Source organism: Variovorax sp. 22077 (assembly GCF_052044195.1).
In the GTDB taxonomy this organism is placed as follows: Bacteria; Pseudomonadota; Gammaproteobacteria; order Burkholderiales; family Burkholderiaceae_C; genus Variovorax; species Variovorax atrisoli.
Genome location: NZ_JBQEQC010000007.1, coordinates 63,376 through 75,796, shown reverse-complemented (window position 1 = coordinate 75,796; position 12,421 = coordinate 63,376). Strand labels below are relative to the sequence as shown.

Here is a 12,421-nt window from a genome sequence, read left to right as displayed (position 1 = left end):
CGGAAGCATCATGCAAGCATCCATCGAACTGAACCGCACGCCCGCCGTGCAATACCTGCTGCGCATCGGCGACACCTGCCTGGTGCTGGCGCAGCGCCTGGGCGAATGGTGCGGCCACGCGCCCGTGCTGGAGGAAGACATCGCGATGGCCAACATCGCGCTCGACCTCGTCGGCCAGGCCCGCGCGCTGCTCACGCACGCCGGCAAGCTCGAAGGCACCGGCCGCGAGCACGACGAGGACCAGCTCGCCTACCTGCGCGACGAGCGCGACTACTTCAACCTCACCATCGCCGAACTGCCGCGCGGCGACTTCGCCTTCGCTGTCGTGCGCAACACCATGGTGTCGACGCTGCTCAAGCTGCTGTGGCAGCGCCTGGCGGCATCGAACGACCCCGAGGTGGCGGCCATCGCCGGCAAGGCGCTGAAGGAAGCGCGCTACCACCAGCAGCATTCGGGCGACTGGGTGGTGCGCCTGGGCGACGGGACCGACGAATCGCGCCGCCGCACCGAGAAGGCGCTGAAGCAGCTGTGGCTCTACATGCCCGAGCTCTTCTTCAGCGACGAGGTGGATGCCGCGGCCAGCGCCAGCGGCCTCGGCCCCGCATGGAGCGAGCTGCGCGAACCCTGGCTCGCCGAGATGCGGCAGGTGCTGGACGCGGCCGGCCTCGCCATGCCGAAGGAAGCCGCCTTCCGCAGCACCGGCAAGCACGGCGTGCACAGCGAGCACATGGGCTACATCCTCGCGGAGATGCAGCACCTGCAACGCACCTATCCCGGAGGCGTGTGGTGATGAACGCACTGGCCTCGCGCGTCGACGCGGCATGGGCCGTGCTGCACAACGTGCCCGACCCGGAGGTGCCGGCCGTGTCGGTGTGCGACCTGGGCATCGTGCGCGAGGTGATCGAGCACGACGACGGCCTGGAGATCGTGCTCACGCCGACCTACTCCGGCTGCCCCGCCACCGAGGCCATCGAGCACGACGTGCTCGCCGCCGTCGAGCAGGCCGGCCTGGGCCGCGCGCGCGCCACGCTGCGCCGAGCGCCCGCATGGACCAGCGACTGGATCAGCGACGAGGGCCGCGCCAAGCTCAAGGCCTACGGCATCGCGCCGCCCGCGCACCTGAATGCCGAACAGGCCGCGGGCACCGCCGTGCCCATCAGGCTCTTCGGCCGCATCGCCGGCGAGCGCATCGCCTGCCCGCGCTGCGCGAGCGAGCGCACCGAGCGGCTTTCCGCATTCGGCTCCACTGCCTGCAAGGCCCTGTATCGCTGCATGGCGTGCAAAGAACCTTTCGAACACTTCAAGCCGATCTAACAAGAGAAAAGCGTTCCACACGATGAGCACCCTCTTCCATCCCCTGCGCGTGAAGGCCATCGAGCCCGACACCGCCGAGGCCGTCATCGTCTCCTTCGAGGTGCCGGCCGACCTGCAGCAGGTCTTCGGCTTCACGCAGGGCCAGTACCTCACGCTGCGCCACGAGATCGACGGCCAGGACCTTCGCCGCTCCTATTCGATCTGCGCCGGCCTCGACGACGGCGAGCTGCGCGTCGGCGTGCGCAAGGTGCGCGGCGGCGTGTTCTCCAACTGGATCAACGCCAGCCTCAAGCCCGGCGATGCCATCCAGGTGATGGCGCCGCAGGGCCGCTTCTTCGTGCCCATCGAGCCGGAGGCGGCGCGCCACCACGTCGGCATCGCGGGCGGCAGCGGCATCACGCCCATCCTGTCGATCATGAAGACGGTGCTGGCGCGCGAGCCGCACAGCCGCTTCACGCTGATCTACGGCAACCGCCAGCTGCAGTCCACGATGTTCAAGGAAGAGATCGAGGACCTGAAGAACCGCTACATGACTCGCCTCGTGCTGCAGCATGTGTTCTCCGACGAGCACACCGATTCGCCGCTGGGCTTCGGCGTGATGAACCGCGAGAAGATCGGCGAGTTTCTCGCGAGCGTGGTGCCTGCCGCGGACATCGACCACGTCTACGTTTGTGGCCCCTTCCAGATGAACGACGAGGCCGAGGCCGCGCTGCTGGCAGCCGGCGTGCCGGAAGACCGCATCCACATCGAGCGCTTCGGCGTCGCGCTGCCTTCGGCCAGCCAGGTGGGCGCGGTGGTGCACGAGGCCCAGCCCGGCGATGCGAAGCAGGCACGCATCGTCATCGTGCGCGACGGCCTGCAGCGCGAGATCACCTTCACCGAAGGGCAGCCCAGCATCCTCGACGCGGCATCGGCCGCGGGCCTCGAGGTGCCCTTCTCGTGCACCTCGGGCGTGTGCGGAACGTGCCGCGCGAAGTGCGTGGACGGGGAAGTCCGCATGGAAAGAAACTTCGCGCTCGACAAGAATGAAGTCGCCGCGGGTTTCGTATTGACCTGCCAGGCGCACCCCCTGACCGAACGCGTCACGCTGTCGTTCGACGAGCGCTGAAAGATGAATCCAACCCTGAATCTCCGCGCACTTCGTGTCGCTTCGGATTCCCCCTCAAGGGGGCGCACCTGGTGGCCCGGCAAAGCCGGCTCCACCGGTGCCCTGAAAAAGACACCTGCAACGGAGATACTTCAGGCCTCAGTCGATTTTCAACCCGGAGACAAGCCAACCATGAAATTCTTCAAGCCCCTGCTGACCGTCGCCCTGTGCGCCTCGGCCCTCGCGGCCTGGGCCGACGTCAACGTCGGCGTGACCATCTCGGCCACGGGCCCGGCAGCCTCGCTGGGCATCCCCGAGAAGAACACCATCTCGCTGATGCCCAAGACGATCGGCGGGCAGAAGATCAACTACATCGTGCTGGACGATGCCTCCGACACCACCGCGGCCGTCAACAACACGCGCAAGCTCATCGCGGAGAACAAGGTCGACGTGATCCTGGGCTCGACCACCACGCCGGCCTCGCTCGCCATGATCGACGTGGCCGCCGAGGCGCAGACGCCGATGATCTCGGTGGCCGCGTCGGCGCGCATCATCGAGCCGATGGACGCCAAGAAGAAGTGGGTGTTCAAGACGCCGCAGAACGACATCATGATGTCGCTGGCCATCGCCGAGCACATGGCCGCCAACGGCGTGAAGACCGTCGCCTTCATCGGTTTCTCCGACGCGTACGGCGAAGGCTGGTCGCAGGAGTTCGCCAAGGCCGCCGACCTGAAGAAGATCAAGATCGTGGCCAACGAGCGCTATGCCCGCACCGACACCTCGGTGACCGGCCAGGCCCTGAAGATCATGGCCGCCAAGCCCGACGCGGTGCTCGTCGCCGGCTCCGGCACGCCGGCCGCGCTGCCGCAGAAGACGCTGAAGGAACGCGGCTACACCGGCAAGATGTACCAGACCCACGGCGTGGCCAACGCCGACTTCCTGCGCGTGGGCGGCAAGGACGTGGAAGGCACCTTCCTGCCCGCAGGCCCGGTGCTCGTGGCCGACCAGCTGCCCGCCAGCAACCCCGTGAAGAAGTCCGCGCTCGCCTACGTGTCCGCCTATGAAGCCGCCTACGGCAAGGGCTCGGTCTCGACCTTCGGCGGCCACGCCTGGGACGCCGGCCTGCTGATGAGCTCGGCCGTGCCCGTCGCGCTGAAGAAGGCCCAGCCCGGCACGCCCGAGTTCCGCGCCGCACTGCGCGACGCGCTGGAGCAGACCAAGGAAGTGGCCGGCGCGCACGGCGTGTTCAACATGACCGCACAGGACCACCTGGGCCTGGACCAGCGCGCACGCGTGATGGTGCGCATCGAGAACGGCGCCTGGAAATACCAACCCTGATCCCGCGCTTGCTCCCTCCCCCGCTGGGGGAGGGCCGGGGTGGGGGCTCTACGGCTTCGACCTTCGCGCAGCATTGAGCGCGCGGATGCCCCCATCCCGACCTTCCCCCAGAGGGGGAAGGAGCAATGCAATGCACTGAGTCGATACAAGGGCGACGCCCGAAGGTTGTTTTATGGATTTGCAGATCGCCCTGTTGCTCGGGCAGGACGGCATCGTGAACGGCGCGGTCTACGGACTGATGGCGCTCGCGCTGGTGCTGGTGTTTTCGGTCACGCGCGTGATCTTCATCCCGCAGGGCGAGTTCGTCGCCTTCGGTGCGCTGTCGATGGCCGCGCTGCAGGGCGGGCGGGCGCCCTCCACGCTGTGGCTGCTGCTGGCGCTGGCCGTGATCGTGCTGGTGGTGGAGGCCTGGCGCTGGAAGCGCGGCGCCACCGTCGACTGGCGCTCGGCCCTGACCTGGTGCGTGGCCTTCCCGGCCATCGCGGCGGTGCTGATTCTCGGCTTCAAGCCCACCTCTCTCGCGATGCAGTCGCTCGCCACGCTGGTGCTGATCGCGCCGCTGGGTCCGCTGCTGTATCGCGTCGCCTATCGCCCGCTGGCCGATGCCAGCGTGCTGATGCTGCTGATCGTGTCGGTGGCGCTGCATGGCGTGCTCGTGGGCCTCGGCCTCTTCTTCTTCGGCGCCGAGGGCTCGCGCACCAGCGCGTTCTCGGAAGCGCGCTTCGACCTTGGCGGCATTCCGGTCAACGGCCAGTCGCTGGTGGTGGTCGGCGTCACGCTGGTGCTGGTGATCGCGATGTTCTGGTTCTTCGGCCGCTCGATGGTCGGCAAGGCGCTGCGCGCCACCGCCATCAATCGCGTGGGCGCACGGCTGTCGGGCATTCCCACCGAGCTCTCGGGCGACCTGAGCTTCGCGCTGGCGGCGGTGATCGGCGCCATCTCGGGTCTGCTGATCGCACCGATCACCACGGTCTACTACGACACCGGCTTCCTCATCGGCCTGAAGGGCTTCGTGGCCGCCATCGTCGGCGGGCTCGCGAGCTATCCGCTGGCGCTCGCGGGCGCGCTGCTGGTCGGCCTGCTGGAGACCTTCTCTTCCTTCTGGGCCAGCGCGTACAAGGAAGTGCTGGTCTTCACCCTGATCATCCCGGTGCTCCTGTGGCGCTCGCTGAACAGCCATCACGTGGAGGACGAGGAATGAACCCGTCGTCTTCATCCCCAACCGCATCTGCCGCCGCGAACGCCGTGCCCGAGGGCCGCCCGCTCGTGACGCCGCGCGTGCTCACCCTCGTCTTCATCGTCGCGCTCGCGCTGGCCTGGGGCTGGCTGCCCGAGTTCACCGTCAGCGTGCTCAGCAACATCGGCCTGTACGCGCTGGTCGCGGTCGGACTGGTGCTGCTGACGGGCGTGGGCGGCATGACCTCCTTCGGCCAGGCCGCCTTCGTCGGCATGGGCGCATACGCCACCGCCTGGATCTGCACCTCGCCCACGGCCGCCGGCTGGCTCGGCGGCCTCGCAGGCTCCGCGCTGGTGCCGTGGCTGGGCCTGCTGCTCGGGCTGGTGCTGACCTTCGCGCTGGCGTGGACGCTCGGCGCGGTCACGCTCAAGCTCTCTGGCCACTACTTGCCACTGTGCACCATCGCCTGGGGCCTGAGCCTGTACTTCCTGCTGGGCAACATGGAGTTCCTTGGCGGCCAGACCGGCATCACCGGCATTCCGCCGCTGGTGGTGGCTGGCGTCTCCTTCGCCACGCCGCGCATGCTGGGCGTGGTGATCTGGGCCGTGCTGCTGCTCGCGCTGTGGGCCATGCACAACCTGCTCGATTCGCGCGAGGGCCGCGCCATCCGCGCACTCAAGGGCGGCCGGTTGATGGCCGAGTCGATGGGCGTGGACACCGCGCGCCACCGCATCAAGCTGTTCGTGCTGGCGGCACTGCTCGCTGCCATCTCGGGCTGGCTCTATGCGCACATGCAGCGCTTCGTGAACCCGACGCCCTTCAACCTGAACATCGGCATCGAGATGCTGTTCATGGCGGTGGTCGGCGGCGCGGGCCATCTGTGGGGCGCGGTGCTGGGCGCGACGCTGATCACGCTGCTCAAGGAGAAGCTGCAGGATGTGCTGCCCGCGCTGCTGGGCACCAGCGGCAACTTCGAGGTGGTGGTGTTCGGCCTGCTGATGCTGTTCGTGCTGCAGCGCTTCGCGGACGGCCTGTGGCCCACGCTCGCTCGGCTGTCGCGCCGCTGGGTGCGCGAAGTGCCGCGCGCCGCAGGTGCCGGCCCTGCCGCATCGACCACGGTACAGCTCGCGCAGCGTGTGGTGCCCGCCGCCGGCACGCTGCTGCTGCAGGCCGACGGCGTGAGCAAGCGCTTCGGCGGCCTGGTGGCCAACAACGACATCTCGATGACGCTGAAGGCCGGCGAGGTGCATGCGCTGATCGGGCCCAACGGGGCCGGCAAGAGCACCTTCTTCAACATGATCTCGGGCGTGGACGACCCGACCACCGGCGAAGTGCGGCTGGTCGGCCAGCCCATGTCGGGCAAGCCCTCGCGCGCCTTCGCCTCGCTGGGCCTGGGCCGCACCTTCCAGCACGTGCGGCTGCTCGGCCAGCGCAGCGTGGTCGAGAACGTGGCGCTCGGCGCCCACCTGCGTGCCAGGCGCGGCTGGCTGTCGGCCATGCTGCGCCTGGACCGCGCCGAAGAGGCCGCCCTGATGGCCGAGGCCCGCAGGCAGATCGAACGCTGCGGCCTCGGCGCGCATGCCGACACGCCCGCGGCGTCGCTCTCGCTCGGGCAGCAGCGCGTGGTGGAGATCGCCCGTGCGCTCGCCGGACAACCCTCGGTGCTGCTGCTGGACGAGCCTGCCGCCGGCCTGCGCCACCTGGAGAAGCGCGCCCTCTCGGAACTGCTCGCGCAGCTGCGCGCCGAGGGCCTCGGCATCCTGGTGGTGGAGCACGACATGGAATTCGTGATGAACCTCGCCGACCGCATCACGGTGCTCGAGTTCGGCACCGTCATCGCCACCGGCACGCCCGCCGAAGTGCAGGCCAACCCGCGCGTGCTCGAAGCCTACCTGGGCGGTGCCGACGACGAATTGCTGGAAGACGCAAGATGAGCCATCCCCTGCTTCAACTCGACGGCTTCTGCGTCGCCTACCGCACCGTTGAAGCGGTGCACAGCGTGCGCCTGCAGGTGAACGAGGGCGAGATCGTCACCGTGATCGGCCCCAACGGCGCCGGCAAGACCACGCTGCTGTGCGCGGCGATGGGCCTGCTGCCTTCCACCGGCCAGCTGCTGCTGGACGGCGAGCGCGTCTCGCGCCCCAGCGTCGAGACCATGGTGTCGCGCGGCGTCGCGCTGGTGCCCGAGCGGCGCGAGCTGTTCGGCGAGATGTCGGTCGAAGACAACCTGCTGCTCGGCGGCTTCTACCAGTGGCGCAAGGGCAAGCGCGACCAGCGTGCGCGCATGGACGAGATCTTCGCCATCTTCCCGCGATTGAAAGAACGCCGCGTGCAGATGGCATCGACGCTCTCCGGCGGCGAGCGCCAGATGCTGGCCATCGGCCGCGCGCTGATGGCGCGGCCCCGCCTGCTGATGCTCGACGAGCCTTCGCTCGGCCTCGCCCCGCTGGTGGTGCGCGAGGTGCTGCGCGTGGTGTCGCAGCTGCGCAGCCACGGCGTGTCGGTGCTGCTGGTGGAACAGAACGCCCGCGCCGCGCTGCAGGTGGCCGATCGCGCCTATGTGCTGGAAATGGGCGCCGTGGCGCTCGAAGGCAAGGCGCGCGACCTGCTGCACGACCAGCGGATCATCGATACCTATCTGGGTATCGGCAAGAAAGAGTGACTTGACTTTCACCCTCCCCCGCTGGGGGAGGGCAGGGGTGGGGGCACGGCGGCCTCCACCGCCGCGCAGCCTTCGAGGACGTGGCTGCCCCCATCCCAGCCTTCCCCCAGAGGGGGAAGGAGCAACACGCAAAGGACCCGCACCATGACCACCACCCTCCAAAGCTACATCGCCGGCCGCTGGATCGGCCAGCAGGCCGCGCAGCAGCTGCGCAGCGCCGTCAACGGCAAGCCCGTGGCCGCCACGCATGCCGAGGCCATCGACTTCGCCGAGGCGCTGGCCCATGCGCGGCGCATCGGCATCCCGGCGCTCATGAAGCTCGACTTCCAGCAGCGCGCCGAACGCCTGAAGGCGCTGGCCAAGTTCCTCGCAGCGAACAAGGAAACGCTCTACGCCATCTCGGCCCACACCGGCGCCACGCGCGCCGACAGCTGGATCGACATCGAAGGCGGCGCCGGTACGCTCAGCGCCTACGCCGGCATCGGCACCAACGAGCTGCCCTCGGGCAACCTGGTGCATGAAGGCCCGGCCTTCCCGCTCGGCAAGAAGGGCGGCTTCGCGGGCACGCACATCCTGGTGCCGCGCGGCGGCGTGGCGGTGCACATCGACGCCTTCAACTTCCCGGTGTGGGGGCTGCTCGAGAAGTTCGCGCCGAGCTTCCTCGCGGGCATGCCCTGCATCGGCAAGCCGGCCACGGCCACCAGCTATCTCACCGAGGCGCTGGTGCGGCTGATCGTGCAGTCGGGCATCCTGCCCGAAGGCGCGCTGCAGCTGGTCATCGGCAGCACGGGCGACCTGCTCGACCGGCTTGAAGGGCCCGACGTGGTCACCTTCACCGGCTCGGCCGACACGGCGGCGAAGCTGCGCGTGCACCCGAACATCGTGCGCCAGTCGATCCCGTTCAACGCCGAGGCCGACTCGCTCAACTGCGCGATCCTCGCGCCCGACGTGACGCCCGACGACGAGGAGTTCGATCTCTTCGTGAAGGAAGTGGCGCGCGAGATGACCGTGAAGGCCGGCCAGAAATGCACCGCCATCCGCCGCGCGATCGTGCCGCGACAGCACCTCGACGCGGTGGCCGAGCGCCTGCGCGCGCGGCTCGCGAAGACGGTCGTGGGCGACCCCTCGCGCGAGGAAGTGCGCATGGGGGCGCTGGCCTCGCGCGACCAGCAGGCCGACGTGGCCGAGCGAGTGGCCACGCTGCTCAAGGGCGCGGAGCTGGTGTACGGCGAGCGCGACGGCTTCTCGCCGGTGGGCGACGGCGTGGGCGAAGGCGCCTTCTTCGCGCCCACGCTGCTGTTGAGCCGCAAGCCGCTCGAACACGACGCGGCGCATGACGTGGAGGCCTTCGGCCCCGTCAGCACGCTGATGCCCTACGACGGCATCGACGAGGCGCTGGCGCTGGCCGCGCGCGGCCGGGGCAGCCTGGTCGGCACGCTGGTCACCCGCGACCCGGCCACCGCTGCCAAGGCGATCCCGGTGGCTGCCGCATGGCACGGCCGCCTGCTGGTGCTCGACCGCGAGGCCGCTGCCGAATCGACCGGCCACGGCTCGCCGCTGCCGCAGCTCAAGCACGGCGGCCCGGGCCGCGCGGGCGGCGGCGAGGAACTGGGCGGCCTGCGCGCGGTGAAGCACTACCTGCAGCGCACCGCCGTGCAGGGCTCGCCCACCATGCTGGCCGCCATCACCGGCGAGCACGTGCGCGGCGCGGCCGTGCGCGAGAGCGAGGTGCATCCCTTCCGCCGCTACTTCGAGGACCTGCGCGTCGGCGACTCGCTGCTCACGCACCGCCGCACGGTGAGCGAGGCAGACATCGTGGCCTTCGGCGGCATCTCGGGCGACTACTTCTACATGCACTTCGACGAAGTGGCGGCCAGGGAGTCGCCCTTCGGCAAGCGCATCGCGCACGGCTACTTCGTGCTGTCGGCGGCGGCGGGCCTGTTCGTGTCGCCCTCGCCGGGGCCGGTGCTGGCCAACTACGGCCTCGATACGCTGCGCTTCACCAAGCCCGTGGGCATCGGCGACACCATCCGCGCGCGCCTGACCTGCAAGCGCAAGATCGACCGCAACAAGAAGGACGCAAGCGGCCAGGGCCAGGGCGTGGTGGCATGGGACGTGGAGGTGACCAACCAGGACGGCGAGCTGGTCGCCAGCTACGATATCCTGACCCTCGTCTCCAAGAAGCCCGAAGCCGCTGCAGCCTCGGCCAACGCCTGATGCAATCTTCCTCGTCCTCCATGTTCGACCTCACCGGCAAGGTAGCGCTCGTCACGGGCGGCAACGGGGGCATCGGCCTCGGCATGGCCCAGGGCCTTGCCAGGGCCGGCGCCCGCGTCATCGTGGCCGCGCGCAATGCGCAGAAGTCGGCCGCGGCGGTCGAGGCACTGAAGGCGCTCGGCAGCGACAGCTTCGCGCTGGAGGCCGACGTGAGCGACGAGGCCTCGGTGCAGAAGCTGTTCGACGAAGCCGCCGCGCGCGCCGGCCGGCTCGACATCCTCGTCAACAACGCCGGCACCAACATCCGCAAGCCGGTCGACCAGCTCCCGCTGGACGACTGGCACAAGGTGATGAACACCAACCTCACCAGCGCCTTCCTGTGCAGCCGTGCCGCGCACCCGCACCTCAAGGCCGCGGGCGGCGGAAAGATCATCAACATCGGCTCGATGATGTCGATCTTCGGCGCGGCCTACGCGCCGGCCTATGCGGCGAGCAAGGCCGGCATCGTGCAGCTCACCAAGTCGACGGCGCTCTCGTGGGCTCCAGACAACATCCAGGTCAACGCGATCCTGCCCGGCTGGTTCGAGACCGAGCTGACCGACGGCGCGCGCAGCCAGGTGCCGGGCCTCTACGAACGGGTGAACGCCCGCGCCGCCGCAGGCCGCTGGGGCCAGCCGGCCGACATCGCCGGCACCGCCGTGTTCCTCGCGAGCGCAGCGTCCGACTACGTGACCGGCACCGCAATACCCGTAGACGGCGGCTTCTCCATTTCGGGCTGAAGCCCGCGGGCCGTGTAAATTCGCCGGCCATGCTCTTCTGGATCCAGATATTCCTTCTCGTCGCCGGCACTGCCGCGCTGGTGTACGTGTCGCGCGGCCCGCTGAGCCAGCCGGGCTCGCACGGCTTCTACCGCTTCTTCGCGTGGGAGTGCATGCTGGTGCTGATCGTGCTGAACCTGCCCTGGTGGCACGACGATCCGTTCTCGCCCAGGCAGATCGTTTCCTCGCTCTTCTTCGTGCTGTCGATCTGGCTGCCGATCCACGCGGTGCGGCTGCTCAAGGCCCAGGGCAAGCCCAGCGACGCGCGCAACGACGATCCGGCGCTCTACGGCTTCGAGAAGACCTCGGCCATCGTCAGCAGCGGCGCGTTCCGCTACATCCGCCATCCCATGTACACGGCGCTGCTGCTGCTGGCATGGGGCGCCTTCATGAAGCAGTTCAGCTGGCTCACGCTCGCGCTGGTGCTGGCGGCCACGGTGCTGCTGTTCATGACGGCGCTGCGCGACGAACAGGAATGCATCGCGCACTTCGGCGACGACTACCGTGCATACATGCGCGGCACGCGGCGCTTCATTCCGTTCCTGTTCTAGGGGCTGTCGCCCCGCTCGAGAAGGCGCAGGCACTTCCGCTGCGCCAAAGAGAAAGCGCCCCGTCAGGGGCGCTATTCACGTGGTCTCGACGCTCAGCACGCCTTGCCGTGGGCGGCGTGTGCGCCCTTGGCCTTCGCATCGGCTTCTGACATGTACGAGCCGCGCTTGGTCTTGCCGAAGTACTTGTCGTTGGCGCAGTGATAGACCTTGCCGTTGACCCATACCTGGCCGGCGGCGGGTGCCGCTGCAGTCGTGGAGGCGGCAGGCGCGGCTGCGGGCTTGGCCGCTGCTGCAGCGGGTGCGGCCGCAGCAGGCGCAGCAGCGGGCTTCGTCGCCGCAGGAGCAGGTGCCGTGGCAGCGGCCGGCGCGGTGGCAGGGCTGGTCGTCGCGGGAGCGGCTGGTTGCTGTGCAAAGGCAGAGACGACAAGGACGGAACTGGCCGCCAGCAGGAAAAGGGTCTTCTTCAAGATCGCTCCTTGTGAATCGCACGAAAGCACGTGCATGCAGCGACCAACGCGCTCGCAGCAGCGCAGTTGACGAATGTTTACGCCGATGTGTGACGAGCCGTACGGCGCGAGACCTTTTTCACGTTCGCAAGGCGCATCGACCTCGACATCCTTTTCATACGGGCGTCATCCTGAACCTTGCGGGATGCTGACCCGCCCGATCAGGTTCGGTTCACACGAGCCTCATAGCATTCGCCCATGCTGTTGCTCGCACGCGTCCGCCGTTTCGTCGACGCACACCACAAGGCGTGGTGTGTGGCGGGCATGCTGCTCATTCTTCTGCAGCCCTTCATCGCGGTCCATTTCCGCTGCGACGGGCTGGAAGACGAGCCGATGCTGCGCGTGCGCAGCGCCAGCGACACCACCCAGTTCGAAGCCGACGACCGCGCGGACCACCCGTCCGACCGCGAGACCACGCTGTTCGCACAGGCTCCTGCGAGCATCGACCATCCCGATGCCTTCGACCTCGCGCTGAGCACGCTGATGGCGATGGTGCTGGCGCTCCTGCCGCTGGCGCTCGCCGTCGCACGGCTCGCGGTTCCCATCGTGCGCGAAGCGCCCGAACACGTGCCTCCGCACGGCGGCGCGCCACCTCCCTCGCAGCCCTGGCGGCGCCTGCCGCCGACCGTCGCGCCACCTTCCGCCACCTGAGACACGACGCCTCGTGCGTCGAGGCGGTCTGCTGCGTCCTGCAGCGGGCCATCTCTTCCCCTGTCGAAAGGTTCGACCATGTCCGGTTTCGCTTGTTGCG

Annotated in this window: 12 protein-coding genes; 11 read left to right on the top strand and 1 reads right to left on the bottom strand. The window is 68.9% G+C overall.

What is annotated here, in order from left to right:
* Positions 1-10 precede the first annotated feature (10 nt).
* From paaC to ACTJLF_RS12075, 10 genes are all read left to right on the top strand, one after another.
* Positions 11-790 carry a 1,2-phenylacetyl-CoA epoxidase subunit PaaC gene (gene paaC, locus ACTJLF_RS12120; protein ID WP_440883157.1) on the top strand — a complete coding sequence of 260 codons (780 nt, stop codon included), beginning with the start codon at positions 11-13 and terminating at the stop codon, positions 788-790.
* Positions 790-1,314, top strand: coding sequence for a 1,2-phenylacetyl-CoA epoxidase subunit PaaD (paaD, locus tag ACTJLF_RS12115; protein ID WP_126182729.1), 525 nt, complete (start codon positions 790-792; stop codon positions 1,312-1,314). Before paaC ends, paaD begins: the two co-directional genes overlap by 1 nt.
* A 22-nt stretch (positions 1,315-1,336) precedes the next feature.
* Entirely contained in the window at positions 1,337-2,422 is a 1,086-nt protein-coding gene (gene paaE / locus ACTJLF_RS12110; RefSeq protein ID WP_019654321.1) for a 1,2-phenylacetyl-CoA epoxidase subunit PaaE, read from the top strand.
* A 171-nt stretch (positions 2,423-2,593) separates the two neighbouring features.
* On the top strand, positions 2,594-3,739 hold the full coding sequence (locus ACTJLF_RS12105) for an ABC transporter substrate-binding protein (protein ID WP_132752392.1): 1,146 nt from the start codon (positions 2,594-2,596) through the stop codon (positions 3,737-3,739).
* A gap of 172 nt (positions 3,740-3,911) precedes the next feature.
* Positions 3,912-4,940: a branched-chain amino acid ABC transporter permease gene (locus ACTJLF_RS12100; protein ID WP_440883156.1), complete on the top strand. Its 1,029-nt coding sequence runs from the start codon at positions 3,912-3,914 to the stop codon at positions 4,938-4,940.
* A complete protein-coding gene (locus ACTJLF_RS12095) occupies positions 4,937-6,850 on the top strand; it encodes a branched-chain amino acid ABC transporter ATP-binding protein/permease (RefSeq protein WP_440883155.1) in 1,914 nt (637 codons plus the stop codon). Before ACTJLF_RS12100 ends, ACTJLF_RS12095 begins: the two co-directional genes overlap by 4 nt.
* Complete coding sequence (locus ACTJLF_RS12090; protein WP_354421902.1) at positions 6,847-7,578, top strand: ABC transporter ATP-binding protein; 732 nt, start codon at positions 6,847-6,849, stop codon at positions 7,576-7,578. Before ACTJLF_RS12095 ends, ACTJLF_RS12090 begins: the two co-directional genes overlap by 4 nt.
* Positions 7,579-7,722: 144 nt before the next feature.
* A complete protein-coding gene (gene paaZ, locus ACTJLF_RS12085; RefSeq protein WP_126182724.1) occupies positions 7,723-9,795 on the top strand; it encodes a phenylacetic acid degradation bifunctional protein PaaZ in 2,073 nt (690 codons plus the stop codon).
* A gap of 20 nt (positions 9,796-9,815) precedes the next feature.
* On the top strand, positions 9,816-10,574 hold the full coding sequence (locus tag ACTJLF_RS12080) for a glucose 1-dehydrogenase (RefSeq protein ID WP_184604996.1): 759 nt from the start codon (positions 9,816-9,818) through the stop codon (positions 10,572-10,574).
* Positions 10,575-10,603: 29 nt separating this feature from the next.
* Positions 10,604-11,164 carry a methyltransferase family protein gene (locus tag ACTJLF_RS12075; protein WP_019654328.1) on the top strand — a complete coding sequence of 187 codons (561 nt, stop codon included), beginning with the start codon at positions 10,604-10,606 and terminating at the stop codon, positions 11,162-11,164.
* A gap of 92 nt (positions 11,165-11,256) precedes the next feature.
* Here ACTJLF_RS12075 and ACTJLF_RS12070 read toward each other — a convergent pair whose 3' ends face one another.
* On the bottom strand, positions 11,257-11,631 hold the full coding sequence (locus ACTJLF_RS12070) for a DUF3761 domain-containing protein (RefSeq protein ID WP_440883154.1): 375 nt from the start codon (positions 11,629-11,631) through the stop codon (positions 11,257-11,259).
* Positions 11,632-11,868: 237 nt separating this feature from the next.
* Here ACTJLF_RS12070 and ACTJLF_RS12065 point away from each other — a divergent pair, with 237 nt between their 5' ends.
* On the top strand, positions 11,869-12,321 hold the full coding sequence (locus tag ACTJLF_RS12065; RefSeq protein ID WP_019654330.1) for a hypothetical protein: 453 nt from the start codon (positions 11,869-11,871) through the stop codon (positions 12,319-12,321).
* Positions 12,322-12,421: the final 100 nt, after the last annotated feature.

Coding starts and splice junctions, on each gene's coding strand:
- paaC (WP_440883157.1), top strand. CDS start 11: ATGCAAGCATCCATCGAACTGAACCGCACGCCCGCCGTGCAATACCTG.
- paaD (WP_126182729.1), top strand. CDS start 790: ATGAACGCACTGGCCTCGCGCGTCGACGCGGCATGGGCCGTGCTGCAC.
- paaE (WP_019654321.1), top strand. CDS start 1,337: ATGAGCACCCTCTTCCATCCCCTGCGCGTGAAGGCCATCGAGCCCGAC.
- ACTJLF_RS12105 (WP_132752392.1), top strand. CDS start 2,594: ATGAAATTCTTCAAGCCCCTGCTGACCGTCGCCCTGTGCGCCTCGGCC.
- ACTJLF_RS12100 (WP_440883156.1), top strand. CDS start 3,912: ATGGATTTGCAGATCGCCCTGTTGCTCGGGCAGGACGGCATCGTGAAC.
- ACTJLF_RS12095 (WP_440883155.1), top strand. CDS start 4,937: ATGAACCCGTCGTCTTCATCCCCAACCGCATCTGCCGCCGCGAACGCC.
- ACTJLF_RS12090 (WP_354421902.1), top strand. CDS start 6,847: ATGAGCCATCCCCTGCTTCAACTCGACGGCTTCTGCGTCGCCTACCGC.
- paaZ (WP_126182724.1), top strand. CDS start 7,723: ATGACCACCACCCTCCAAAGCTACATCGCCGGCCGCTGGATCGGCCAG.
- ACTJLF_RS12080 (WP_184604996.1), top strand. CDS start 9,816: ATGTTCGACCTCACCGGCAAGGTAGCGCTCGTCACGGGCGGCAACGGG.
- ACTJLF_RS12075 (WP_019654328.1), top strand. CDS start 10,604: ATGCTCTTCTGGATCCAGATATTCCTTCTCGTCGCCGGCACTGCCGCG.
- ACTJLF_RS12065 (WP_019654330.1), top strand. CDS start 11,869: ATGCTGTTGCTCGCACGCGTCCGCCGTTTCGTCGACGCACACCACAAG.